Annotated in this window: 21 protein-coding genes; 19 read left to right on the top strand and 2 right to left on the bottom strand. The window is 66.2% G+C overall.

Annotated features, from left to right (window positions below; all coding sequences use genetic code 11):
• From ispG to G3N92_RS07250, 14 genes are all read left to right on the top strand, one after another.
• Window positions 1-1305 (top strand): flavodoxin-dependent (E)-4-hydroxy-3-methylbut-2-enyl-diphosphate synthase, encoded by a 1305-nt coding sequence (gene ispG, locus G3N92_RS07185; protein ID WP_206126768.1) that lies wholly within the window; start codon window positions 1-3, stop codon window positions 1303-1305.
• Between the two features lie 18 nt (window positions 1306-1323).
• Complete coding sequence (gene hisS / locus G3N92_RS07190) at window positions 1324-2661, top strand: histidine--tRNA ligase (protein WP_206126769.1); 1338 nt, start codon at window positions 1324-1326, stop codon at window positions 2659-2661.
• Window positions 2662-2710: 49 nt separating this feature from the next.
• On the top strand, window positions 2711-3340 hold the full coding sequence (locus G3N92_RS07195) for a tetratricopeptide repeat protein (RefSeq protein WP_206126770.1): 630 nt from the start codon (window positions 2711-2713) through the stop codon (window positions 3338-3340).
• Window positions 3341-3383: 43 nt separating this feature from the next.
• Window positions 3384-4529, top strand: coding sequence for an outer membrane protein assembly factor BamB (bamB, locus tag G3N92_RS07200; RefSeq protein ID WP_206126771.1), 1146 nt, complete (start codon window positions 3384-3386; stop codon window positions 4527-4529).
• Window positions 4530-4800: 271 nt separating this feature from the next.
• On the top strand, window positions 4801-6141 hold the full coding sequence (gene der / locus G3N92_RS07205; protein WP_206126772.1) for a ribosome biogenesis GTPase Der: 1341 nt from the start codon (window positions 4801-4803) through the stop codon (window positions 6139-6141).
• Window positions 6142-6272: 131 nt separating this feature from the next.
• Window positions 6273-6515, top strand: coding sequence for an RNA chaperone Hfq (gene hfq / locus G3N92_RS07210; protein WP_206126773.1), 243 nt, complete (start codon window positions 6273-6275; stop codon window positions 6513-6515).
• 72 nt (window positions 6516-6587) lie between these two features.
• A complete protein-coding gene (gene hflX / locus G3N92_RS07215; RefSeq protein ID WP_206126787.1) occupies window positions 6588-7772 on the top strand; it encodes a GTPase HflX in 1185 nt (394 codons plus the stop codon).
• A 46-nt stretch (window positions 7773-7818) separates the two neighbouring features.
• On the top strand, window positions 7819-9228 hold the full coding sequence (gene hflK, locus G3N92_RS07220) for an FtsH protease activity modulator HflK (protein WP_206126774.1): 1410 nt from the start codon (window positions 7819-7821) through the stop codon (window positions 9226-9228).
• Between the two features lie 15 nt (window positions 9229-9243).
• Window positions 9244-10146 (top strand): protease modulator HflC, encoded by a 903-nt coding sequence (locus G3N92_RS07225; protein WP_206126775.1) that lies wholly within the window; start codon window positions 9244-9246, stop codon window positions 10144-10146.
• A 43-nt stretch (window positions 10147-10189) separates the two neighbouring features.
• Window positions 10190-10381: a DUF2065 domain-containing protein gene (locus G3N92_RS07230; RefSeq protein ID WP_206126776.1), complete on the top strand. Its 192-nt coding sequence runs from the start codon at window positions 10190-10192 to the stop codon at window positions 10379-10381.
• 184 nt (window positions 10382-10565) lie between these two features.
• On the top strand, window positions 10566-11714 hold the full coding sequence (locus G3N92_RS07235; RefSeq protein WP_206126777.1) for an ATP phosphoribosyltransferase regulatory subunit: 1149 nt from the start codon (window positions 10566-10568) through the stop codon (window positions 11712-11714).
• Between the two features lie 112 nt (window positions 11715-11826).
• Window positions 11827-13173 (top strand): adenylosuccinate synthase, encoded by a 1347-nt coding sequence (locus G3N92_RS07240; protein ID WP_206126778.1) that lies wholly within the window; start codon window positions 11827-11829, stop codon window positions 13171-13173.
• 14 nt (window positions 13174-13187) lie between these two features.
• Window positions 13188-13793, top strand: a complete 606-nt coding sequence (locus tag G3N92_RS07245) for a phosphoribosyltransferase (protein WP_206126779.1) — start codon at window positions 13188-13190, stop codon at window positions 13791-13793.
• A 218-nt stretch (window positions 13794-14011) separates the two neighbouring features.
• Complete coding sequence (locus tag G3N92_RS07250; protein ID WP_206126780.1) at window positions 14012-15904, top strand: potassium transporter Kup; 1893 nt, start codon at window positions 14012-14014, stop codon at window positions 15902-15904.
• Window positions 15905-16060: 156 nt separating this feature from the next.
• Here G3N92_RS07250 and G3N92_RS07255 read toward each other — a convergent pair whose 3' ends face one another.
• Window positions 16061-18403: a Tex family protein gene (locus G3N92_RS07255; protein WP_206126781.1), complete on the bottom strand. Its 2343-nt coding sequence runs from the start codon at window positions 18401-18403 to the stop codon at window positions 16061-16063.
• A gap of 141 nt (window positions 18404-18544) precedes the next feature.
• On the opposite strand from G3N92_RS07255, the gene G3N92_RS07260 reads away from it, so the two are divergent.
• From G3N92_RS07260 to G3N92_RS07270, 3 genes are all read left to right on the top strand, one after another.
• Window positions 18545-19294 (top strand): colicin transporter, encoded by a 750-nt coding sequence (locus tag G3N92_RS07260; protein ID WP_206126788.1) that lies wholly within the window; start codon window positions 18545-18547, stop codon window positions 19292-19294.
• A 125-nt stretch (window positions 19295-19419) separates the two neighbouring features.
• Window positions 19420-19635 carry a YdcH family protein gene (locus G3N92_RS07265; RefSeq protein ID WP_206126782.1) on the top strand — a complete coding sequence of 72 codons (216 nt, stop codon included), beginning with the start codon at window positions 19420-19422 and terminating at the stop codon, window positions 19633-19635.
• A gap of 58 nt (window positions 19636-19693) precedes the next feature.
• Window positions 19694-21964 carry an ATP-dependent DNA helicase gene (locus G3N92_RS07270; RefSeq protein ID WP_206126783.1) on the top strand — a complete coding sequence of 757 codons (2271 nt, stop codon included), beginning with the start codon at window positions 19694-19696 and terminating at the stop codon, window positions 21962-21964.
• A 103-nt stretch (window positions 21965-22067) separates the two neighbouring features.
• Here G3N92_RS07270 and G3N92_RS07275 read toward each other — a convergent pair whose 3' ends face one another.
• Window positions 22068-22895 carry an outer membrane protein assembly factor BamD gene (locus tag G3N92_RS07275; protein WP_206126789.1) on the bottom strand — a complete coding sequence of 276 codons (828 nt, stop codon included), beginning with the start codon at window positions 22893-22895 and terminating at the stop codon, window positions 22068-22070.
• Window positions 22896-22947: 52 nt separating this feature from the next.
• Here G3N92_RS07275 and G3N92_RS07280 point away from each other — a divergent pair, with 52 nt between their 5' ends.
• Both G3N92_RS07280 and G3N92_RS07285 read left to right on the top strand, forming a co-directional pair.
• Complete coding sequence (locus tag G3N92_RS07280) at window positions 22948-24138, top strand: RluA family pseudouridine synthase (protein ID WP_206126784.1); 1191 nt, start codon at window positions 22948-22950, stop codon at window positions 24136-24138.
• A gap of 5 nt (window positions 24139-24143) precedes the next feature.
• Window positions 24144-24393: laccase domain-containing protein (locus G3N92_RS07285; protein ID WP_206126785.1), on the top strand; the 250-nt coding region annotated here is incomplete at its 3' end.

Consider the following 24393-nt stretch of genomic DNA (forward strand, 5'->3'; position numbering starts at 1 on the left):
ATGCAATCCGAAGCTCAATCCCCACGCAGCAGTCAGATTTGTTCAACCGAACCGGTGTTCGGCGGCTTCGCGCCGCGCCGCCGTTCGCATGCGGTGGATGTCCGTTGGGGCGGGAACCTGGTGACGATCGGCGGCGATGCGCCCGTGCGCGTGCAGTCGATGACGAACACCGACACGGCCGATGCGATCGGCACGGCCATCCAGATCAAGGAACTGGCGAACGCGGGCTCGGAATTGGTTCGCATCACGGTCAACACGCCCGAGGCGGCGGCGGCCGTGCCGGCGATTCGCGAACAGCTCGACCGGATGGGCGTGGCGGTGCCGCTGGTCGGCGATTTCCATTACAACGGCCACCTGCTGCTGCGCGATCATCCCGCCTGCGCCGAATCGCTGTCGAAGTATCGGATCAACCCCGGCAACGTCGGCCAGGGCGCAAAGCGCGACACGCAGTTTGCGCAGATGATCGAAGCGGCCGCGAAATACGACAAGCCGGTGCGCATCGGCGTGAACTGGGGCAGCCTGGATCAGGATCTGCTGGCGCGCATGATGGACGAGAACGCCGCGCGCAGCACGCCGTGGGACGCGCAGAGCGTGATGTACGAAGCGTTGATCCAGTCGGCGATCGGTTCGGCCGAACGTGCCGTCGAACTGGGCCTCGGCCGCGACAAGATCATCCTGTCGTGCAAGGTCAGCGGCGTGCAGGACCTGATCGCGGTGTACCGCGAGTTGTCCAAGCGCTGCGGCTTCGCGCTGCACCTGGGCCTGACCGAAGCCGGCATGGGTTCGAAGGGCATCGTCGCTTCCACGGCCGCGCTCGGCGTGTTGCTGCAGGAAGGCATCGGCGACACGATCCGCATTTCGCTGACGCCGGATCCGGGCGCACCGCGCACGGGTGAAGTGGTGGTCGGCCAGGAAATCCTCCAAACCATGGGCCTGCGTTCGTTCGCGCCGATGGTGATCGCCTGCCCGGGCTGCGGCCGCACCACCAGCACGCTGTTCCAGGAACTGGCGATGCAGATTCAAACCTATCTGCGCGAGCAGATGCCGGAATGGCGCAAGACGTTCCCGGGCGTCGAGAAGATGAACGTCGCGGTGATGGGCTGCATCGTCAATGGCCCGGGCGAGTCGAAGCACGCCAACATCGGCATCAGCCTGCCGGGTTCGGGCGAAAATCCGGCCGCGCCGGTGTTCATCGACGGCGAAAAGGTCAAGACGCTGCGCGGCGAGCGCATCGCCGAAGAATTCCAGCAAATCGTGAGCGACTACGTCGCGCGCAACTACGGCCAGGCAACGGCCGAGCAATAAATCGTCAACCGAAATCAGATGACCGAAACCAAGCGAAAGCTCGAAAAACTGACGGGCGTGAAGGGCATGAACGACATCCTCCCGCAGGATGCCGGATTGTGGGAGTTCTTCGAGGCGACCGTGAAGTCGCTGCTGCGCGCTTACGGCTACCAGAACATCCGCACGCCGATCGTCGAGCATACGCAACTGTTCACGCGCGGCATCGGCGAGGTGACCGATATCGTCGAGAAGGAGATGTACAGCTTCACCGACGCGCTGAACGGCGAGCATCTCACGATGCGCCCGGAAAACACGGCTGCCGTCGTGCGCGCCGCGATCGAGCACAACCTGCTGTACGACGGCCCGAAGCGGCTGTGGTACGTCGGCCCGATGTTCCGCCACGAGCGTCCGCAGCGCGGCCGTTATCGCCAGTTCCATCAGGTCGGCGTCGAGGCGCTCGGTTTCGCCGGTCCCGATGCGGACGCGGAAATCATCATGATGTGTCAGCGTCTGTGGGATGACCTCGGCCTGACGGGCATCAAGCTCGAAATCAACTCGCTCGGCCTGGCCGAGGAGCGCGCCGCGCATCGCGTCGAGCTGATCAAGTATCTGGAGCAGTTCGTCGACGTGCTCGACGAGGATGCGAAGCGCCGCCTGTACACGAACCCGCTGCGCGTGCTCGACACGAAGAACCCGGCGCTGCAGGACATCGCGAAGAACGCGCCGAAGCTGATCGATTTCCTCGGCGAAACCTCGCGTGCGCACTTCGAAGGCCTGCAGCGCCTGCTGAAAGCCAACAACGTGCCGTTCACGGTCAATCCGCGTCTCGTGCGCGGCCTCGACTACTACAACCTGACCGTGTTCGAGTGGGTGACCGACAAGCTCGGCGCGCAAGGCACGGTGGCTGCGGGCGGCCGCTACGATCCGCTGATCGAGCAGCTTGGCGGCAAGCCGACGGCCGCGTGCGGCTGGGCGATGGGCGTCGAGCGGATCCTCGAACTGCTCAAGGAAGATCAGCTCGTGCCGGAGCAGGAAGGCGTGGATGTCTACATCGTTCACCAGGGCGATGCGGCGCGCGAGCAGGCGTTCATCATCGGCGAGCGCTTGCGCGACACCGGTCTCGACGTGATTTTCCACTGCAGCGCGGATGGCGGCACCGCCAGCTTCAAGTCGCAGATGAAGCGCGCGGACGCGAGCGGCGCGGCGTATGCGGTGATCCTCGGCGAAGACGAACTCGCCAACGGCACGGTGGGCGTGAAGGCGCTGCGCGGTGCCGGCGAGGGCGAGAAGAGCGAGCAGCAGACGGTAACGGTCGAGAACTTGACCGAATTTCTAATCAATGCGATGGTTGCATCCGCCGAAGACGGCGACGACTGATCGCAGCGGATTTGCTCGACAACAAGCAGGAAGAAGGAATCGCTAGCCGATGAGTTATCACGACGAACAAGAATCGATCGAAAGCGTCAAAGCCTGGTGGGCTCGCTGGGGTAACCTGACGACCTGGATCCTGACCGCGGCGCTCGTCGTCGCCGCTGCCTGGAACGGCTGGAATTACTGGCAGCGCCATCAGGCGGCAGAGGCGTCGGTGTTCTACGAGGCGGTTCAGCAGGCCGTCAGTTCCGGCGACAAGGCCAAGATCGCGCGCGCCGCAGCCGACATGGAAAGCAAGTACGGCAGCACGGCGTACGGGCCATTCACGGCGCTCGCCGCCGCCAAGGGCCTGTACGACGCGGGCGATTCCGCCGGTGCGAAAGCCCAGTTGCAATGGACGATCGACAACGCGAAGGACGATTCGTACAAGCAGATCGCGAAGCTGCGTCTGGCCTCGTTGCTGCTCGACGAAAAGGCCTACGACGCCGGTCTCGCATTGCTGAGCGGCACGTCCGTCGACAGTTTCAAGCCTCTCGTGGCCGATGGCCGCGGCGATCTGCTCGCCGCCCAGGGCAAGCGCGACGATGCGCGCGCGGCATATCAGCTCGCGCTCGATACGTTGCCGAAGCAGGACACGTCCGCGCGCCAGCTCGTTCAGTTCAAGCTCGACGCGCTCGGCAGCTGAGCGTCCGCGCTCGTTCCACAACTCTAGATAGCTTCGCTCACCGATGAATTTGCTGAAACGTAAGGTTCTTCCGATCGCCTGCGCAGTTGCCGTCCTCGCGCTGGCGGCGTGCTCGTCCACCAAGGATGCGCGCCGCGTGCCGACGCCGCTCACCGAGATCAAGCCCGTGCTCAACGTGACGCAGGCATGGAAGACGAGCGTGGGCAAGGGCGGGCGCTACTCGTTCTCGCCGGTCGCGGTTGGCGATGCGGTGTTCGTGGCCGGAGCGAACGGCTCGGTCGAGAAGATCGATGCCAAGACCGGCCAGACCGTCTGGCACACCAAGCTGCATTCGGACCTGTCGGCCGGCGTGGGCAGCGACGGCAACCTGACGGCGGTCGGCGCGCTCAAGGGCGGCGTGTTCGTGCTCGGCGCGGACGGCAAGCAGCTGTGGCAAACCAACGTGCAGGGCGAGATCTTCTCGCCGCCGCTGGTCGGCAATGGTCTCGTGATCGTGCGTACGATCGACGGCCAGGTGATTGCATTCGCCGCGCAAACGGGCGAGCAGAAGTGGGTGTACCGCAGCCGTGCGGTGCCGCTGAACCTGCGCGTTTCGGCCGGCATGACGTTCGCGGGCGACGCTGCGGTGCTGGCCGGGTTCCCGGGCGGCGGCCTGGTGGCGATCAACCTGCAGACGGGCGAGGCCTATTGGCAAACGCCGGTGTCCTACCCGAAGGGCGTGACCGAAGTCGAGCGCATCAACGACGTGAGCGGCCCGCCCACGCTGGTCGGCGCGCAAACCTGCGCCGTCACGTTCCAGGGCCAGATCGGCTGCTTCGATGCGAATTCGGGCCGCCCGCTGTGGGAAAAATCGTTCTCGAGCCGCAGCGGCGTCGCGCAGGACGACACCGTGGTGGCCGGGGGCGACGATTGGTCGGTCGTGACCGCCTACGACGTGGCGTCGGGCAAGCAGCTCTGGCGCAACGATCAGCTCAAGAGCCGCGACGTCGGCGTGCCCTATCTGCTGGGCCGCGCCGTCGTGATGGGCGATTACAAGGGTTTTGTCCACTTCCTGTCCCGCGACGACGGTACGTTCGTCGCACGCATGAAGACGGACGGCAGCGCGATCACGGCAGCGCCGGTGCTGGCCGGCGATACGCTCGTCGTGCAGACGCATGACGGCGAAGTCTACGGCTTCCGCCCGCGCTGATCGATCGGCTGGAATTGCGCGGTCCGGCGCCTCAGGGCGCGGGCCGCGCGTGTTTTTTTGTGCGGCAATTGCCGCCGGCGCTCCCGAGCGGGCGGGTCCGGCGCGCTGCCCCGGCGGTCAGCCGCCGAGTTCGCGCGTCGCGCGAGTCGCACGCGCGCGCCCGTTGCGGCGCGGAATTCGTGCTAATTTTCATTCAACGCAGCCACCCGCCGCAGCCGGTTTTCCGCGCGGCAGGCGTCCCGCTCCTGCGTAATACCGTAAACGACATCAGATGAAACCGGTCATTGCCCTCGTCGGGCGCCCCAATGTGGGGAAATCCACGCTGTTCAACCGGCTGACCCGCTCGCGCGACGCACTCGTCGCCGACCTGCCGGGCCTCACCCGCGATCGCCATTACGGCGAAGGGCGGGTGGGAGGCGAGCGCCCGTATCTCGTGGTCGACACGGGCGGTTTCGAGCCGGTCGCCAAGGACGGGATCCTTTACGAAATGGCGCGCCAGACGCGCCAGGCCGTTGCCGAAGCTGACATCATCGTGTTCATCGTCGACGGCCGCAACGGCTTGGCGCCGCAGGACAAGGCGATCGCCGACTATCTGCGCAAGACGGGCCGGCCGATCTTCCTGGTCGTCAACAAGGCCGAGGGGATGAAGTACACGGCGGTCGCCAGCGATTTCTACGAGCTCGGCCTGGGCGACCCGCGCGCGATCTCGGCCGCGCACGGCGACGGCGTGCACGACATGATCAACGAGGCGCTCGACGTCGCCTACGCGGGTCAGCCCGAGGAATCGGACGACGCGGCCCAGACGCGCGGCGTGAAGATTGCGATCGTCGGCCGCCCGAACGTCGGCAAATCGACGCTCGTCAATACGCTGATCGGCGAGGATCGCGTGATCGCGTTCGACATGCCGGGCACCACGCGTGATTCGATCTATGTCGATTTCGAGCGCAACGGCAAGCCCTACACGCTGATCGACACGGCCGGCCTGCGCCGCCGCGGCAAGGTGTTCGAGGCGATCGAGAAGTTCTCGGTGGTGAAGACGCTGCAGTCGATCTCGGACGCGAACGTCGTCATTCTTCTGCTGGATGCGCACCAGGACATTTCCGATCAGGACGCCCACATCGCGGGCTTCGTGGTGGAGCAGGGCCGCGCGCTGGTGGTTGGCGTGAACAAGTGGGACGGGCTCGATTCCCACACGCGGGAGCGCACCAAGGCGGATCTGACCCGCAAGCTGAAATTCCTCGAATTCGCGAAATTCCATTTCATTTCGGCGACCGAGAAAACCGGTATCGGCCCGCTGCTGCGCTCGGTCGACGACGCCTACGCCGCGGCCATGAAGAAGCTGCCGACGCCGAAGCTCACGCGTGCGCTGATCGAGGCCGTCGAGTTTCAGCAGCCGCGCCGTCGCGGCCCGGTGCGGCCGAAGCTGCGCTACGCCCACCAGGGCGGCCAGAATCCGCCGATCATCGTGGTGCACGGCAACGCGCTCGACGCGATCACGGACACCTACCGGCGCTACCTCGAAAATCGTTTCCGGGAAACTTTCGAGCTGACCGGCACTCCATTGCGGATAGAGTTCCGATCCTCGACGAACCCTTATACGGACAAGGGTTGAGGGGATTAGACCGAACGGCCGGCTCCCGAGCAGGGGCAACGAAATCGGCTATAGTGTAGCGATTGACGGCGGATCTCTTTTTCTTCGCCGACAATTTACAAGATCAACCTGCAAAAAAGATGGAGTAAGCCATGAGCAACAAAGGGCAATTGTTACAAGACCCGTTTTTGAACGCACTGCGTAAGGAGCATGTGCCGGTGTCGATTTACCTCGTCAACGGCATCAAGCTGCAAGGGAACATCGAATCGTTCGACCAGTACGTCGTGTTGCTCCGTAACACGGTTACCCAGATGGTTTACAAGCACGCTATCTCGACGGTCGTGCCGGCGCGCCCGGTGAATTTCCACCCGGACGCGGAAGGCGCTGCCTCCTAACCCGAATGCCGCGGCTGGCGTCGCTCGCCGCCGGCGATTCACGCCAGCCGCCTTACTTTGACACCCGATAATTTGATCAACGCCGCGTTAGTCGGCATCGATTTCGGCAAGACCGATTTCGAAGCCAGCCTCGAAGAACTCAGTCTGCTCGCTTCCAGCGCGGGCGCACGCCCCGCGGTCACCCTGACCGGCAAGCGTTCCAGCCCCGATGCCGCCATGTTCATCGGCAGCGGCAAGGCCGAAGAACTGCGCCTTGCATGCGATGCCAACGGCGTCGACATCGTCATCTTCAATCACCCGCTCGCCCCTGCGCAGCAGCGCAATCTCGAACGCACGCTGAACCGCCGCGTGGTCGATCGCACGAGCCTGATTCTCGATATTTTCGCGCAGCGCGCCCGCAGCCACGAAGGCAAGCTGCAGGTCGAGCTGGCGCAGTTGCAGTACCTGTCCACGCGGCTGATCCGCGCCTGGACCCACCTCGAACGCCAGAAGGGCGGTATCGGCCTGCGCGGCCCCGGTGAAACGCAGCTCGAAACCGACCGCCGGCTGATCGGCGAGCGCATCAAGATGCTGAAGACGCGGCTCGACAAGCTGCGCCGCCAGCACAACACGCAGCGGCGCCAGCGCGAGCGCAATCGCACGATCTCGGTGTCGCTGGTGGGCTATACGAACGCGGGCAAATCCACGCTGTTCAATGCGCTGACGAAAGCGCAGGCCTATGCGGCCGACCAGTTGTTCGCCACGCTCGACACCACCTCGCGCCGCGTGTATCTCGGCGACGAGGTCGGGCAGATCGTCGTGTCCGATACGGTCGGCTTCATCCGTGAGCTACCGCACCAACTGGTCGCGGCATTTCGTGCGACGCTCGAAGAAACGATTCATGCCGATCTGCTGCTGCATGTCGTCGATGCGTCGAGCGCCGTGCGTCTCGAACAAATCGAGCAGGTGAATGACGTGCTGCACGAGATCGGCGCCGATTCGATCCGGCAGGTGCTGGTATTCAACAAGATCGACGCGGTGCCTGAACTCGCGGCCCGCGGCGACGCGGTCGAGCGTGACGAATATGGTAATATTTCGCGCGTCTTTTTGAGCGCGCGCACCGGCCAGGGACTCGATACGCTGCGCGCCGCCATTGCCGAAATCGCGACCAGCGATGCGCTTGCCGGCACGGCGCTGCCCGAGCGCGACATCCGGTTCGACAGCAACGGGCTGAACGAACCGCACGACGACCACACGGTTTCCGAACACGGGCACTAGCCGGCGCCAGCCGGTCAGTCGCACCCAATCTGGTGAACAAACTCAGGTGAACGATTACAACGAGCGGAGTTCCTGGCTGCGCAAGCGCCCGATGCTGTCGATCAACGACCCCCGCTGGGGGCGTGGCGAAGGCAATGGCGACAAGTCCCGCAAGAACGAACCGAAACGCCCGCAACCCGATCGCGACGGCGACGGCCCCCCCGATCTCGACGAAATGTGGCGCAATTTCAATCGCCGCCTGTCGGGCCTGTTCGGCGGCAAGGGTGGTGGCAATCGCGGCATGCGTCCCGACAACGGGCGCGCGGCGCGGGTGGGCGTCGGCATCGTCATCGGCGTGCTGGTCGCGGTGTATGCGGGCAGCGGCATCTTCATGGTGCCGGACGGCCAGACGGGCGTCGTGCTGAAGTTCGGCGAGTACCGCGGCACGGTCGGCCAGGGTGTTCACTGGCGCTTGCCGTATCCGTTCGAATCGCACGAAATCGTCGATACGGCGCAGGTGCACTCCACCGAAATCGGCCGCAACAACGTGGTGCGCGTCGCCAACGTCAAGGATGCGTCGATGCTGACGCGCGATGGCGGCATCGTCGACGTGCGCTTCATCGTCCAGTACCGAATCCGTTCGGCATCCGATTATCTGTTCCGCGCGGCCGATCCCGAGCTTGCCGTGCGCCAGTCGGCGCAGGCCGCGATCCGCCGCCTGGTCGGCGCGGAAGCGGCCAGCGACGTGATCGGCGTCGATCGCGATGCGCTGCGCGAGCAACTGACCACCCAGATCCAGCACGATCTCGACCGCGACCAGACGGGCTTGGTCGTCACCGGCGTCGTGATCCAGGCCGCGCAGTTGCCGGAGCAGGTGCAATCGGCCGTCGACGAAGTGGCGAAGGCGCGCCAGGCGAGCGAAACCGCCAAGAACGCCGCGCAAGCCTATGCCGACGATCTGCTGCCGCGCGCGCGCGGCGATGCGGCCAAGCTGGTCGACGAGGCCCGGGCCTATGCCGATCGTGTGGTCACGCAGGCGCAGGGCGACGCGGATCGCTACAAGCAGGTCTACGCGCAGTACGAGAAGGCGCCGGCCGTGGTGCGCGAGCGCATGTATCTCGACACCATGCAGGAAATCTATTCGAAGGCGACCAAGGTCTACGTCGGCAACAAGTCGGGCAACAGCCTCGTCTATCTGCCGATCGACAAGATCGTCGAACAACAGCGTCAGCGGGCGGCCGAAGCGGCTGCCGCCAGCGGTGCGTCGCCGGCTTCGGCGGCGGCGGCCGCCGGTGCATCCGATGCGGGCACGGCAGCCGGCGCGGCCAATGCCGCGTCGCTGGCCGGTACGTCCGCCGCCGTCTCCGCCACGGCACCCGCGAGCGCGGCCCGCGCCGCCAGCGCCTCGGCCGGCAACGATTCGCTGCGATCGCGCGAAGGGTTCCGCAGCCGGTCGCGCGAAGACGATTTGCAGTAACGGGGAGCGCCAGACATGAATCGAATCATCGCGCTCGTCATTGCGCTCGTCGTCGTCGCGTTTGCCGCGTCGTCCACCGTGTTCGTCGTCGATCCGCGTCACGCGGCCGTGCTGTCCGCACGCGGCGAGGGCGAACCCACCTTGCTCGGCCCGGGGCTGCACGTGAAGCTGCCGCCGCCGCTGCAAACCGCGGCGCTGGTCGACACGCGCCTGCAGACGCTCGAATGGGCCGACGCGCAAAGCTGCACGACCTCGGACAAGCAGGACGTGCTGGTCAGCCCGGCCGTGCGGTATCGCATCACCGATCCGCTCAAGTACTACGCGAAGACCGACGCCGGTTCGCGCGACGTGGTCGATCCGCTGCTCTCGTCGCTGAAGGGCGCGCTGACGCAGGCGTTTTCCACACGCACGCTCACCGATGCGATCCGCTCGCAGCAGGCCATCGCCGACGAGGCGAAGGCCTCGCTGCAGGCTGCCGTGGCGCCTTACGGCGTCGAGATCGTCGATGTGTCGCTGCTGCGCGTGGATCTGCCGGCCGCGGCGTCGGAAGCCGCCTATCGCCGCATGTCGGCCGCCGAGCGCGAACGCGCCGACACGCAGCGCGCCGAAGGCGCCGCGAACGCCGAGCAGATCAAGGCCGACGCGATGCGCCAGCAGCAGCAGATCCTGGCCGATGGCTATCAATCGGCGCAGTCGATCAAGGGCGAGGGCGATGCGAAGGCCGCGTCGATCGCCGGCGATGCGTTCGGCCGCGATCCGCAGTTCTATCAGTTCTATGCCAGCCTGCAGGCATACCGGAACACGTTCCATGCCAACGACGTGATCGTCGTCGACCCGGACAGCGAGTTCTTCCGTTTCATGCGCAGTCCGACGGGCGGCAGCGCCGCGACGCCGGCTCCCGCTCCCCGCAAACACTGACGCTGAGAAGGGGCGCCGCCGCGTGCGGCGCCATCGATACCGCATGGATCTTGCCGGTTCGTTGTTGCTCGCGCTCGCGCTGATGCTGATCGTCGAAGGCGCCTTCCCGTTCGTGTTTCCGACCGCGTGGCGCGATACGTTTCGTAGAATAGCGGAGCGGCCGCCGCATCATATCCGGATCGGCGGCCTGATCGTGATGGTGCTCGGCCTCGTGCTGCTCGTCTTCGCGACCTGATTTCACGGCCGTCGATCCGGCCCGTTTTCGCCTGTTTTTGCCCGCCCCGGAGGGCGCGGTTCCTGCCCGAACCGTCTTGCCGGCGCCGTCATGGCGCCTGCCGATCCGCGTGGCGCAGGCACCCACCGATTCCAAAATCCGGCGCGCTCGTCGCGCCGCTGTTTCCTGTCGTAGGACCGTAACGATGTCGACCTGGTTACTTCCCGAGAATATCGCCGACGTGCTGCCGTCGGAAGCGCGCAAGATCGAGGAGCTGCGTCGCAGGCTGCTCGACCGCTTCCGTTCGTATGGCTACGAGATGGTGATGCCGCCCTTGCTCGAGTATCTCGAGTCGCTGCTGACCGGCGGCGGCAACGATCTGAATCTGCGTACGTTCAAGCTCGTCGACGAGCTGTCGGGCCGCACGCTCGGCGTGCGCGCCGACATGACGCCGCAGGTCGCGCGAATCGACGCGCACCTGCTGAACCGCCAGGGCGTGACGCGGCTCTGCTACGCAGGCAACGTGCTGCATACGCGCCCGCGCGGCCTGCACGCCACGCGCGAGCAGATCCAGATCGGCGCCGAACTGTACGGTCACGCCGGCCTCGAGGCCGATCTCGAAGTGCAGCAACTGATGCTCGACGCGCTGCGCCTGACGGGCATCGGCACGATCCGTCTCGATCTGTGCCACGCCGGCGTGCTCAACGCCTTGTTCGCGCGCGACGCCGTGGCCGCGTCGCGCGGCGAGTTGCTGTACGGCGCGCTGGCCGGCAAGGATGTGCCGCTGATCAACGAACTGACCGAGGATCTGGGGCCGGATACGCGTGCCGCGCTGCGTTCGCTGCCGCATCTGTATGGCGACGCGTCGGTGATCGACGAAGCGCGCCGCCAGTTGCCGGCGCTGCCCGAAATCACGCGCGCGCTCGACGATCTGGCGCAGCTCGCGGCGCAGGTGCAGGGCGCCGAGGTCGCGATCGACCTGGCCGATCTGCGCGGCTATGCGTACCACAGCGGCGCGATGTTCTCGGCCTATGTCGACGGCGTGCCGAACGCGGTCGCGCGCGGCGGCCGTTACGACCACGTGGGCCAGGCTTACGGGCGTGCGCGTCCGGCCACCGGCTTCTCGCTCGATCTGCGCGAAATCGCACGGATTTCGCCGATCGAGGCGCGCGGCACGGCGATCCTCGCGCCGTGGCGCCAGGACGACGCGTTGCGCGTGGCGGTCGGTGCGCTGCGCGATGCGGGCGAGGTCGTGATCCAGGCGTTGCCGGGGCACGATCACGTGCTCGACGAGTTCGCGTGCGACCGGGCACTGGTCGAGCGCGGCGGCGCGTGGGTCGTCGAACCCCGCTGAAATATCGGCGGTGCGGTTGTTCCGGAGCCCATATCGTTGACGCGAAACGGAAAAATTCGGAACCCGCGCCGAACCTAGGTAGAATACGTTTTTAACCAGCTAACGAATCAACATGTCTGCCAGCGCAGTGAATGTGACTCCCGGGCGCAATGTCGTCGTCGTGGGAACCCAGTGGGGTGATGAAGGCAAGGGCAAGATCGTCGACTGGCTGACGGACCACGCTCACGGCGTCGTGCGTTTCCAGGGCGGTCACAATGCCGGCCACACCCTGATCATCGGCGGCAAGAAAACCATCTTGCGCCTCATCCCGTCCGGCATCATGCGCGCAGGCGTCGCCTGCTACATCGGCAACGGCGTCGTGCTGTCGCCCGAAGCGCTGTTCAAGGAAATCGGCGAGCTGGAAGAAGCGGGCCTCGACGTTCAGTCGCGCCTGTTCATCTCCGAAGCCGCCACGCTGATCCTCCCGTACCACGTCGCGATCGACCAGGCGCGCGAAGCACGCCGCGGCGCCGACAAGATCGGCACCACGGGCCGCGGCATCGGCCCGGCGTACGAAGACAAGGTCGGCCGCCGCGCGCTGCGCGTGCAGGATCTGTTCGACGCCAAGACCTTCGCCGATCGTCTGCGCGAAAACCTCGATTTCCACAACTTCGTGCTGACCCAGTACCTGGGTGGCGCGGCCGTCGATTTCCAGGCCACGCTCGACACGATGCTCGGCTACGCCGATCGCCTGAAGCCGATGGTGACGGACGTCTCGCGCCGCCTGTACGACGCGAACCATGAAGGCCAGAACCTGTTGTTCGAAGGCGCGCAAGGCACGCTGCTCGACATCGATCACGGCACCTATCCGTTCGTCACGTCGAGCAACTGCGTGGCCGGTGCGGCCGCGGCAGGCGCGGGCGTCGGCCCGCAAAAGCTCAACTACATCCTCGGCATCACGAAGGCCTATTGCACGCGCGTCGGCGCCGGCCCGTTCCCGAGCGAACTGTACGATGCGGACAATCCCGCTCGCCAGAGCCAGATCGGCGTGACGCTCGCCAACGTCGGCAAGGAATTCGGCTCGGTCACCGGCCGTCCGCGCCGTACCGGCTGGCTCGACGCCGCCGCGCTGCGCCGCTCGATCCAGATCAACGGCGTGTCGGGCCTCTGCATGACGAAGCTCGACGTGCTCGACGGCCTCGACGAAGTGCACCTCTGCGTCGGCTACAAGATCGACGGCAAGGATGTCGATCTGCTGCCGCGCGGCGCGGCCGATGTCGCACGCTGCGAACCCGTCTACGAAACCTTCCCAGGCTGGAAGGAAAGCACGGTCGGCATCAACACGTGGGATGCGCTGCCCGCTACGGCGCGTGCCTACCTGACGCGCGTGCAGGAAGTGGCCGGCGTGCCGATCGACATGGTGTCGACCGGCCCGGATCGCGACGAAACGATCCTGCTGCGTCACCCGTTCAAGGTCTGAGGCCTGGCCGAACGATGACGCAAGCAACGAATCATCACGGCGCGCCGATCGAGATGTCCGATCCGCGCAATGACGACCGGAACCTGTGGGTCGGCTGGGACGAGTATCACCGTCTCGTCGAACTGCTGGCGCTCGCGGTGCACGAATCGGGCTGGAAGTTCGATCAGATTCTGTGCCTCGCGCGCGGCGGCCTTCGTGTTGGCGATCAACTGTCGCGCATCTACGATCTGCCGCTCGCGATCCTCGCGACGAGTTCGTACCGCGAAGCGGCCGGCACGCAGCAGGGCGATCTCGACATCGCGCAGTACATCACGATGACGCGCGGCAATCTCGCCGGCAACGTGCTGCTGGTCGACGATCTCGTCGATTCGGGCGTCACGCTGGCGCGCGTGCAGCAGCATTTGAAGGAGCGCTACCCGTCGGTCACGGCCGTGCGCTCTGCCGTGCTCTGGTACAAGGCGTGTTCGAAGGTGAAGCCCGATTACTTCGTCCAGCATCTCGAGACGAACCCGTGGATTCATCAGCCGTTCGAGGAGTGGGACACGTTGCGTCCGCATAACCTCGTGGCGTGGACGAAGCGCGGCCGCGCATTGCGCGACGACGGCACGCCGCAGCAATAACAAGGCCTTCGAGACATTCGCAAGGCATTCGCAATCGGCGCCTGCGGGCGCCGATTGCATTTCGGGCCGCGTCCGGCCCGCTGTCCGCTTAATCGGGGCCGCATGCTACACTGGTTCGCCCTCGTCGCTTCACGGCAACACCGCGTGATGGCATGGCGACGCGAGCAGTCTAGAATAGCGCTCGTTTTTCCGACCCCAGAACGGAACGTTACGCTTCCATGACCGACACGAACCAATCGAACACGCACAAAACCTCCCTGCAGGCTCTCGCCGTCGCGGCGATCGGTGTGGTGTTCGGCGATATCGGCACCAGCCCGCTCTATTCGCTGCGCGAGGCGTTCAGCCCGGCTCACGGCATTCCACTCACGCAAGGCTCGATCCTCGGCGTCATCTCGCTGCTGTTCTGGGCGATCATGCTCGTCGTCGGCATCAAGTACCTGATGTTCGTGATGCGCGCCGACAACAACGGCGAAGGCGGCGCGTTCGCGCTGATGGCGCTGGCGCTGCGCTCGGTCGAATCGCGCCGGCATCTGACCAAGGTGCTGATGGCGCTCGGCATCTTCGGCGCCTGCATGTTCTACGGCGACGCGGTCATCACGCCGGCGATCTCGGTGATGTCGGCCGTGGAAGGCCTGGAGATCGCCGCGCCGCAGTTGACCCACATGGTGCTGCCGATCACGGTCGTCATCCTGATCGCGCTGTTCTGGATCCAGCGCCACGGCACGGCGACGGTCGGCAAGCTGTTCGGGCCGATCATGGTGCTCTGGTTCATCACGCTGGCCGTGCTCGGCGTTTATCACATCGCGCGCGTGCCGATGGTGATCGCGGCGATCAATCCGTACTACGCCTTCTCGTTCATGGCCGACCACGTGCTGCAAGCCTACGTGGTGCTTGGCTCGGTGGTGCTGGTGCTGACCGGCGCCGAAGCGCTCTACGCCGACATGGGCCACTTCGGCGTGAAGCCGATCCGCCTGGCCGGCTACGGGCTCGTGATGCCGTCGCTGGTGCTCAACTATTTCGGTCAGGGCGCGCTGCTGATGCAGAACCCGAAGGCGATCGAAAACCCGTTCTTCCTGCTGGCGCCCGACTGGGCGCTGCTGCCGCTCGTCGTGCTGTCCACGGTGGCCACCGTGATCGCCTCGCAGGCCGTGATCTCGGGCGCCTACTCGCTGACGAGCCAGGCCATCCAGCTCGGCTACGTGCCGCGCATGAAGGTGCTGCACACGTCCGATCTGGCGATCGGCCAGATCTACGTGCCGGTCGTGAACTGGCTGCTGCTGGTCGTGATCGTCTGCATCGTGATCGGCTTCAAGTCGTCCGACAATCTGGCGGCCGCATACGGTATCGCCGTGACCGCCACGATGGTCATCACGACGATCCTCGCCTGCGTGGTCATGATCAACGTCTGGAAGTGGAACCGCTTCCTGGTGGCCGGCATCATCGGCATCTTCTTGATCATCGACCTCGGCTTCTTCGGCGCGAACCTGCTGAAGGTGGCGCAGGGCGGCTATCTGCCGCTCGCGATCGGCGCCTTGCTGTTCTTCCTGCTGACGACCTGGTACAAGGGCCGTCACATCGTCAAGGAGCGCACGGCCGCCGACGGTATCCCGCTCGCGCCGTTCCTGCAGGGCCTGCTGGCTCACCCGCCGCATCGCGTGTCGGGCACAGCGATCTACCTGACGGGCAACGATCGGCTCGTGCCGGTCAGCCTGCTGCACAACCTCAAGCACAACAAGGTCCTGCACGAGCGCACGCTGTTTCTCACGTTCGTGACGCGCGACATCCCGTACGTGCGCGACGACGAGCGCATGACGGTGCAGGAGGCGGGCGGCGGGCTCTATATCGTCAAGGCCGAATACGGCTTCAACGAAACGCCCGACGTGAAGGCCGTGCTGGAAGATATCGGCCGCAAGCACGATATGTCGTTCGAACTGATGGATACGTCGTTCTTCCTGGCGCGCGAAACCGTGGTGCCGACGCATCTGCCCGGCATGTCGCTGTGGCGCGAGCGCGTGTTCGCCTGGATGCACCAGAACGCCGCGAAGCCGACCGATTTCTTCGCGATTCCGGCCAACCGGGTGGTGGAGCTGGGAACCAAGATCGAGATCTGATCGGCCCCGCGGGCAACGCCCGCATCGCCTGCGAAAAAGCCGCGCATTGCGCGGCTTTTTCGTTGGGCGCGCCGAGCCGGATATAAAAAAACCCGCATCGAGCGATGCGGGTTTTCGAGCTTGCGTATGGCGGCGCGGCTTCAGCGCCTCGTGTCGTCAGCGCTTGAGCTTCGCGAACGCCGCGGCCATCGCGCCTGCCGGCTCCGCATCGCGCGAACGCTGCTGCGGGCGACCGCCTGCGCCGCCGCGCGGCCCGTTGTTGCGATCGCCGCTCGATGCGCCGCCGCGGCTGCCGCTGGTGGCCACGCCCGGCTCGTCGTTCAGGCGCATCGTCAGCGCGATCCGCTGCCGCTTCACGTCGACTTCGAGCACCTTGACCTTGACCACCTGGCCCGCCTTGACGACTTCGTGCGGATCCTTGATGAACTTGGTCGACATGGCCGAGACGTGCACCAGACCATCCTGGTGAACGCCGATGTCGACGAACGCGCCGAACGCGGCCACGTTGGTCACCACGCCTTCGAGCGTCATGCCCGGCATCAGGTCCGACACCTTTTCGACGCCGTCGCGGAAGGTGGCCGTCTTGAACTCGGGGCGCGGATCGCGGCCCGGCTTTTCAAGCTCGGACAGAATGTCGCGCACCGTCGGCAGACCGAAACGATCGTCGACGAACTCGGTGGGCGCGAGCCCCGACAGCGCGTCGCGGTTGCCGAGCACGTCGTCGATGCGCTTGCTGATCTTGGCGAGCATGCGTTCCACCACCGGATACGCTTCCGGGTGGACCGACGAGCGATCGAGCGGATTCTCGCCGCCGTTGATGCGCAGGAAGCCGGCGGCTTGTTCGAACGTCTTGTCGCCGAGACGCGGCACCTTGCGCAGATGCTCGCGCGACGGGAACGGGCCGTTCGCATCGCGAAAATCGACGATGTTGCGCGCCAGCGTGGCGTTCAGGCCCGAGACGCGCGACAGCAGGGCGGCCGACGCCGTGTTGGCGTCCACCCCGACCGCGTTCACGCAATCCTCGACCACCGCGTCGAGCGAGCGCGCCAGCTCGCGCTGGTTCACGTCGTGCTGATACTGGCCGACGCCGATCGCCTTCGGCTCGATCTTGACGAGCTCGGCGAGCGGATCCTGCAGGCGGCGCGCGATCGACACGGCGCCGCGCAGCGTGACGTCGAGATCGGGGAATTCCTTGGCGGCCGTCTCCGACGCCGAATACACCGATGCGCCCGCTTCCGATACGACGATCTTCTGCAGCTTCAATTCGGGGTGCTTGGCGATCAGCTCGCTGGCGAGCTTGTCGGTTTCGCGCGAGGCCGTGCCGTTGCCGATGCTGATCAGCTCGGCTTGCGTCGCGGCGGCGATGCGCGCGAGGCGGGCCAGCGAGCCGTCCCAGTCGCGGCGCGGTTCGTGCGGGTAGATCGTGTCGGTCGCCAGCAGCTTGCCGGTGCGATCGACCACGGCCACCTTCACGCCCGTGCGCAGGCCCGGATCGAGGCCGATCACGGCCTTCGGGCCGGCCGGCGCGGCCAGCAGCAGATCCTTCAGGTTGCGTGCGAACACGCGGATCGCCTCGCTTTCGGCGTCCTCGCGCAGTTGCGTCAGCAATTCGGATTCGAGGTGCGGCTGCACCTTGACGCGCCAGCACCAGCGGCACGCGTCCGACAGCCATTTATCGGCCGGCCGGTTCTGGTTCGCGATGCCGAAATGGCGCGCGATCATCGCCTCGCCCGGATGCGGCACCTGCGCGTCGAGTTCCTCGCCGAGGCCAAGCTTGACGGTCAGCACGCCGGCATTGCGGCCGCGGAACAGCGCGAGCGCGCGGTGCGACGGCACGGTCTTGATCGTTTCCGAGTAGTCGTAGTAATCGCGGAATTTCTCGCCTTCCTCGTTTTCCTTGCCTTCCACGACGGCCGACGACACGATGCCCTGGCTGTGCAGGTAGTCGCGCAGCTTGCCGAGCAGCTCGGCCGTTTCGCCGAATTGCTCGGACAGAATGTCGCGCGCGCCGTCGAGCGCGGCCTTGATGTCGGCGACGCCCTTGTCGGCGTCCACATACGCGGCGGCTTCGGCTTGCGGGTCGAGCGACGGATCGGCGAGCAGGGCCAGCGCGAGCGGCTCGAGGCCGGCTTCGCGGGCGATCTGCGCACGGGTGCGGCGCTTCGGCTTGTAGGGCAGGTACAGATCCTCCAGGACCTGCTTGCTGTCGGCGGTTTCGATGGCGGTGCGCAGTTCGTCGCTGAGCTTGCCCTGTTCGTCGATGCTGGCGAGGATCGTCGCGCGGCGGTCTTCGAGTTCGCGCAGGTACAGCAGGCGCTCTTCGAGGTTGCGCAGTTGCGTGTCGTCCAGATTGCCCGTCACTTCCTTGCGGTAGCGCGAGATGAACGGAACGGTGGAGCCTTCGTCGAGGAGTTGCACGGCTGCCGCGACCTGCCGCGGTTGCACCGAGAGTTCGGTGGCGATGCGCTGAACGATCTTGAGTGCTACGGTTTCCGTCATGGGATTTGAGAGCGTCTACGGCCTGCTGGAACGCCCGTGGCCGGCGAACCGGGCCGGGCAGGTGAATGGAGCGGGGCATTTTGCCATAAATGCGTTTGGGGGCCGCCGCGAGGGGTTTCCCGCAGTGTTAGAATTTGCGCCATGTCCCGCAGCTTTCCTACGACGTTGCCAATCTCCCGACTCTCTTTTGCCGCGCTGGCTCTCGCGCTCGGCGCCGTGTCGTCCGTTGCTTCCGCGCAAGCGGAGCCGGCCGCACAGGCCGATGCGCCCGCCGCGGGCGATGCCGCTGCCGCGGCACAGGATCACGATTTCGATGCCCGCCAAAAAGTGCTCAATCAGCGCACGGCGGAAAACAATTATCGTTATGGCGTCGCTCAGCACGACTGCTACAGCCGGTTCTTCGTCAACAATTGTCTGATCAAAGCGCGTGACGACATGCGAGTCGAACGTTCGAGCATCAGCCAGCAGCAGCTTGCGCTCGACGACGAGCAGCGCGCCGTGCGTGCGCAGCGCCGCGATCAGCAGCAGGCGTTGAAGGCCGCGCAGCAGCAGGCCGATGCGCCGCAGCGCGCCGCGAACGAAACGGCCAATGCGGCGTCGTACCAGGACAAGCAGCAACAGAACGCGCTCAAGCGCGCGCAGCGCGATGCCGAAGCGCCGCAGCACGCGGCGAGCCAGCAGGCGTACGACCAGAAGCAGGGCGATTTCCAGCGCAAGCTCGATCAGGCCCATGCCCAAGCGGCGCAGGATGCGCAACAGCGCGCGCAGAACGTCGAGCGTTTCGACGACAAGCAACGCGAGGCCGCGCAGCACAAGGCCGATGTCGAGGCGCGGCAACGCGAGGCCGCGCAGAAGGCCAAAGAAAAGCAACAACAGCAGCAACAGCAATAAGGCGCGTCACAGGTCGTCGCGCCGCATACGGGGGTGGGTATTTCGTTCGGACAGCCAAATCCGGCATATCGCGAGCGGTACGGTCAGGCCCTTGCGATGCGTCGGTTCTTTTCAAGGAGGCGAGCATGCAAACCCGTCAAACGGAGCTGAAGCAGGAGTTGCGTAACCGACTGGTGTCGTTGCAGGAGCAACACACCCAACTGTCCCGCGAGATCGAGTTAAAGGAAAACCGATCCGACATCGACGACCTGGCGCTGCACCGGCTGAAGAAGGAAAAGCTGCTGGCCAAGGACAAGATCATCATGCTGCAATCGCAGCTCGAACCGGATCAGCAAGCCTGATCGCGGCCTGGCAAGCGCCGGCGCCGCATCGGGCACCGGAACTGAGGAACCGCTTGCCGTGAATTCACCGCTAGAAGCACCCGCCGACGCGCGACGCGACGATTCGTCCGCGCCGGCGTCGCGCGCGTCGGCCGCTCAACCGCTCGCGATGCCGAGCCGCAAACGCGTCGGCGAGCTCGACGCCATCTTCGGCGAAGGCGGCCTGTTCGCGCGCGCGCTCGATGGCTACCGCCCGCGCGCGTCGCAAATCGACATGGCCCGCGCCGTGGCCGCCGCCATGGAAGCCTCGGCGCGCAAGCTGCCCGAGCCCGAAATCTTCGACGCGCGCAAGCGCCCGGCCCGCAAGCTGCAAGGCGAGGGCGCCGCCGACGACGCGCGCGGCGACAGCACGCCCGCAGCCGACGACAGCGCCGACAATACCCTGATCGTCGAGGCCGGCACCGGCACCGGCAAGACCTACGCCTATCTCGTTCCGGCCATGCTCTGGGGCGGCAAGGTGATCGTCTCGACCGGCACCAAGCACTTGCAGGATCAGTTGTTCGCCCGCGACATTCCGACCGTGCGCGACACGCTGGCCGTGCCCGTCACGGTCGCCATGCTGAAGGGCCGCTCGAACTATCTCTGCCATTACTACCTGCAACGCACGGCCGACAGCGGCCGGATGCCGACGCGGCAGGACACTGCCTATCTGCAGGAAATCATCCGGTTCGCGAAGATCACGCGCAGCGGCGACAAGGCCGAACTCGCGAGCGTGCCCGAGACGGCACCCGTCTGGTCGATGGTCACGTCGACGCGCGACAACTGCCTCGGCCAGGATTGCCCGCAGTACAAGGAATGCTTCGTGATGCAGGCGCGCCGAGAGGCGCAGCAGGCCGATGTGGTGGTGGTCAATCACCATCTGTTCTTCGCCGACATCATGTTGCGCGACACCGGCATGGTCGAGCTGCTGCCGAGCGCGAACACGATCATCTTCGACGAGGCGCATCAGTTGCCCGAAACGGCCACGCTGTTCTTCGGCGAGACCCTGTCGACCACGCAGATCCTCGAACTCGCGCGCGACAGCGTGGTCGAGGGCTTGGCGCATGCCCGCGACGCGGTGGAGTGGGTCAAGCTCGGCGCCGCGCTGGAGCGCGCCGCGCGCGACGTGCGGCTCGCGTTCGCCGATACCGGCATCGTGCGCATGTCGCTCGCGCAGCTCGGCGAGGATCACGCGCTGTTCGGGGCGCTCGACGATGTCGACGCCGCGCTCGACGCGCTCGCGTCGGCGCTGGCGAGCCAGTCCGAGCGCGCCGAATCGATCGGCGCGTGCCTGCGCCGCGCCCGCGAATTGCAAGGCATCCTGGCGGGCTGGGTGGCGCCCGATGCGGCCGCGGCCGTGGCTGCGCAATCGGCCGCCAAGGACAAATCCGCCAAGACGGGCGACGGCGAAGCGGCCGACGCGAAGCCGAAGGACGATCCGGGCGAGAAGGTGCGCTGGGTCGAGGTGTTTTCGCAAACCGTGCAGTTGCACGAAACGCCGCTGTCGGTCGCGCCGATCTTCGCCAAGCAGCGCGCCGGCGTGCCGCGCGCCTGGATCTTCACATCGGCCACGTTGTCGGTGCGCGGCGATTTCGCGCACTATGCCGCGCAGATGGGCCTCAGCTCGCGCCGCTCGATGACGCTGCCGAGCCCGTTCGATTACCCGCAGCAGGGGCTGCTGTACGTGCCGCGCGATATGCCGCAGCCGTCCTCGCCGATGTTCACCGACGCCGTGTTCGACGCCGCGCTGCCGGCCATCGAGGCGGCGGGCGGCGGCGTGTTCATGCTGTGCACCACGTTGCGCGCGGTGGAGCGGATCGCCGCCAAGCTGCGCGAGACGATCGAGGCGCGCGGCTGGAACCTGCCGCTGCTCGTGCAGGGCGATGCGAGCCGTACCGAATTGCTCGACCGCTTCCGCGCCTACGGCAATGCGATCCTGGTGGGTAGCCAGAGCTTCTGGGAAGGCGTGGACGTGCGCGGCGATGCGCTTTCGCTGGTCGTGATCGACAAGCTGCCGTTCGCGCCGCCCGACGATCCGGTGCTGGCCGCACGGCTCGACGCGCTGACCAAGAAGGGCTTGAGCCCGTTCGCCGTGCATCAGCTGCCGCAAGCGGTGATCACGCTGAAGCAGGGCGCGGGGCGTCTGATCCGCGCCGAAACCGATCGCGGCGTGCTGATGATCTGCGACACGCGGCTCGTCGACAAGCCCTACGGCCGCCGGATCTGGCAAAGCCTGCCGCCGTTCAAGCGCACGCGCGAGATCGACATCGTGCGCGAGTTCTTCGAGGAAGGCGGGCGCGGCCTGCGCTGACGGTTGCGCCGCTTGCCTCGCGCGGCGCGGCGGCGCGCCGTCAATAAAAAACCCGGCCTTGGCCGGGTTTTTTGTCGCTGCTCGCGGGCGGGCGCGGGCAGGTTCAGAACTGCCACCACGCACGCTTGGCGGTGCCCGGGCGGGCATGGCCCGTGATGTACGGGCTGTCCGGGAACGTGCTGGCCAGCACGCGTTTGGTATCGTCGGCCAGTTGCGGCTGGTTCAGCTTCGTGTACGACAGCATCATGATGTGCAGCGCGTCTTCGATCGCCGGGGCGTTCTTGTACTGCGTGATCGCGAGCTGCGCACGGTTGATGGCGGCCACGTAGGCGCCGCGGCGGTAGTAGTAATCGGCCGCGTGCACTTCGTGCGAGGCCAGCGCGTTGACGATGTAGCGCATGCGTGCCGCGGCGTCAGGCGCATACTTGCTCTTCGGGTAACGGTCGACGACGATCTTGAACGCGTCGTACGATTCGCGCAGCGCCTGCGGATCGCGCTCGCTCATGTCCTGACCCGAGAAGCGGCCGAACAGGCCCAGATCGTCGTTGAAGTGGATCATCCCCTTCAGGTAATACGCGTAGGCGATGTCCGGGTGATCCGGGTGCAGCTGGATGAAGCGGTTGACGGCCTGATCGGCTGCCGAGGCTTCGTTGTCCTTCCAGTTGCAGTAGGCTACGTTGATCTGCGCCTGTTGCGCAAAATGGCCGAACGGATCGCGGCCTTGCAGCGCTTCGAAGTACTTCGCGCACTTGCCCCAGTCGCGGCCGTTCAGCGAATCCTGAGCCTCTGAGTATAATTTGTTGTTCGACCAGGTCGCCGTTTCGTCGGTCTTCTGCGGCAAGCCGTGGCAGCCCGCAATCAGGGCGGCGGCCGCAGCCAGCGTAACCCACGCGGCCACAGGCTTTGCCACGCGTTTGGTCGAATTCATCATGGTGAGTGTGGCTCGCATGTCCTAAGCTTTCAGTCTCGGTGACCCAGTCTAAATGACCCGTTCAAGTTCGTTCCGTGCCCGGCCGGGCACGGCAAATGGCGACGATTATAGCCCAAGCTCCACCCCGTCCGACGTATCGGGGAGCGATTCGCTCGACGACGACCTGTCGGGCGAGGTGCTTGTCGCGCCAGCATCCTCCGCATCCGCCGACGACGCGCCGCGCGTCGTCACGGTGCCCGACTCGCTTGCCGGCGAACGCCTCGACAAGGCGCTCGCGCAGCTGTTCCCCGACTTTTCCCGCAACCGCCTGCAAAGCTGGATCGAGGCAGGGCGCGTGCGTGTCGACGGCGCGCCGGCCAAGGTTCGCCAGCCGGTGCCGCTCGGCGCCTCGATCGAGCTCGTGCCCGATCTGCTGCCCGAGCAACTCGCGTTCACGCCCGAGCCGGTGCCGCTGTCGATCGTCTACGAAGACGATGCGCTGGTGGTGATCGACAAGCCCGCGGGCCTCGTCGTGCATCCGGCCGCCGGCAACTGGAGCGGCACGCTGCTCAACGGCCTGCTGCACCGCTACGGCCCCGCCGCGGCCGGCTTGCCGCGCGCCGGCATCGTGCATCGTCTCGACAAGGAAACCTCGGGCCTGATGGTGGTCGCGCGCACGCTTGCCGCGCAAACGGATCTCGTCCGCCAGCTCCAGGCGCGCACCGTCAAGCGGCGCTACCGCGCGCTGGTGTGGGGGCGCATGCGCGAGAGCGGCACGATCGACGCCCCGATCGGGCGCGATCCGCGCGAACGCACGCGCATGGCGGTGGTCACGGGCGCCTCGGGCAAACCGGCGCGCACGCATTTCCGCACCACCGAAACCGTGCTGTGGCAGAACCAGCCCGTCTCGTCGATCCACTGCGATCTCGAAACCGGCCGCACGCACCAGATTCGCGTGCATTGCGCGGCCACCGGCCATCCGCTGCTCGGCGATCCCGTTTACGGCCACGCGCGCGGCAAGCGCTCGGTGGCCGCGCTGCCGGGCGACTTCGCGCGCCAGGCGCTGCATGCATGGCAGCTCGGCCTCGTGCATCCGGTTACCGGCCGCAACATGCAGTGGCGCTGCAAGCCGCCTGCCGACATCGTCGAGCTGATGGCCGCGCTCGGCTTCGGGGCCGACGACACCGATTTCGACGACGATGACGAAGACGACGATTACGACGGCGAGATCATCTACGTCTACGACGATCCCGACGAGGACTGATGCGCATGCCCACCACGATGCTGCCGGAACTGAGCTGGGACGATTGCCTGCAACCGGGGTGGCGCGTCTCGCCGCGCGTGCGCGCGCTGGTGACGACGCGTAACGGCGGCGTCAGCGCCGCGCCGTACGGACGCTGGTCGGCGGCCGGCGGCGATGCGCCGGGCGGCCTCAATCTCGGCTTTCGCGCCGGGGACGATCCGGAGGCCGTTGCGGCCAATCGGGCGCGGCTGCTGGCGCTGACGGGCCAGCCGCGCG

Source organism: Burkholderia sp. Ac-20379 (genome assembly GCF_017104645.1).
Lineage (GTDB): Bacteria > Pseudomonadota > Gammaproteobacteria > Burkholderiales > Burkholderiaceae > Burkholderia.

Excerpts from the sequence above, each read along its gene's own strand:
- ispG (WP_206126768.1), top strand. The coding sequence starts at position 1 with ATGCAATCCGAAGCTCAATCCCCACGCAGCAGTCAGATTTGTTCAACC.
- hisS (WP_206126769.1), top strand. The coding sequence starts at position 1,324 with ATGACCGAAACCAAGCGAAAGCTCGAAAAACTGACGGGCGTGAAGGGC.
- G3N92_RS07195 (WP_206126770.1), top strand. The coding sequence starts at position 2,711 with ATGAGTTATCACGACGAACAAGAATCGATCGAAAGCGTCAAAGCCTGG.
- bamB (WP_206126771.1), top strand. The coding sequence starts at position 3,384 with ATGAATTTGCTGAAACGTAAGGTTCTTCCGATCGCCTGCGCAGTTGCC.
- der (WP_206126772.1), top strand. The coding sequence starts at position 4,801 with ATGAAACCGGTCATTGCCCTCGTCGGGCGCCCCAATGTGGGGAAATCC.
- hfq (WP_206126773.1), top strand. The coding sequence starts at position 6,273 with ATGAGCAACAAAGGGCAATTGTTACAAGACCCGTTTTTGAACGCACTG.
- G3N92_RS07225 (WP_206126775.1), top strand. The coding sequence starts at position 9,244 with ATGAATCGAATCATCGCGCTCGTCATTGCGCTCGTCGTCGTCGCGTTT.
- G3N92_RS07230 (WP_206126776.1), top strand. The coding sequence starts at position 10,190 with ATGGATCTTGCCGGTTCGTTGTTGCTCGCGCTCGCGCTGATGCTGATC.
- G3N92_RS07235 (WP_206126777.1), top strand. The coding sequence starts at position 10,566 with ATGTCGACCTGGTTACTTCCCGAGAATATCGCCGACGTGCTGCCGTCG.
- G3N92_RS07240 (WP_206126778.1), top strand. The coding sequence starts at position 11,827 with ATGTCTGCCAGCGCAGTGAATGTGACTCCCGGGCGCAATGTCGTCGTC.
- G3N92_RS07245 (WP_206126779.1), top strand. The coding sequence starts at position 13,188 with ATGACGCAAGCAACGAATCATCACGGCGCGCCGATCGAGATGTCCGAT.
- G3N92_RS07250 (WP_206126780.1), top strand. The coding sequence starts at position 14,012 with ATGACCGACACGAACCAATCGAACACGCACAAAACCTCCCTGCAGGCT.
- G3N92_RS07255 (WP_206126781.1), bottom strand. The coding sequence starts at position 18,403 with ATGACGGAAACCGTAGCACTCAAGATCGTTCAGCGCATCGCCACCGAA.
- G3N92_RS07260 (WP_206126788.1), top strand. The coding sequence starts at position 18,545 with ATGTCCCGCAGCTTTCCTACGACGTTGCCAATCTCCCGACTCTCTTTT.
- G3N92_RS07265 (WP_206126782.1), top strand. The coding sequence starts at position 19,420 with ATGCAAACCCGTCAAACGGAGCTGAAGCAGGAGTTGCGTAACCGACTG.
- G3N92_RS07275 (WP_206126789.1), bottom strand. The coding sequence starts at position 22,895 with ATGATGAATTCGACCAAACGCGTGGCAAAGCCTGTGGCCGCGTGGGTT.
- G3N92_RS07280 (WP_206126784.1), top strand. The coding sequence starts at position 22,948 with ATGACCCGTTCAAGTTCGTTCCGTGCCCGGCCGGGCACGGCAAATGGC.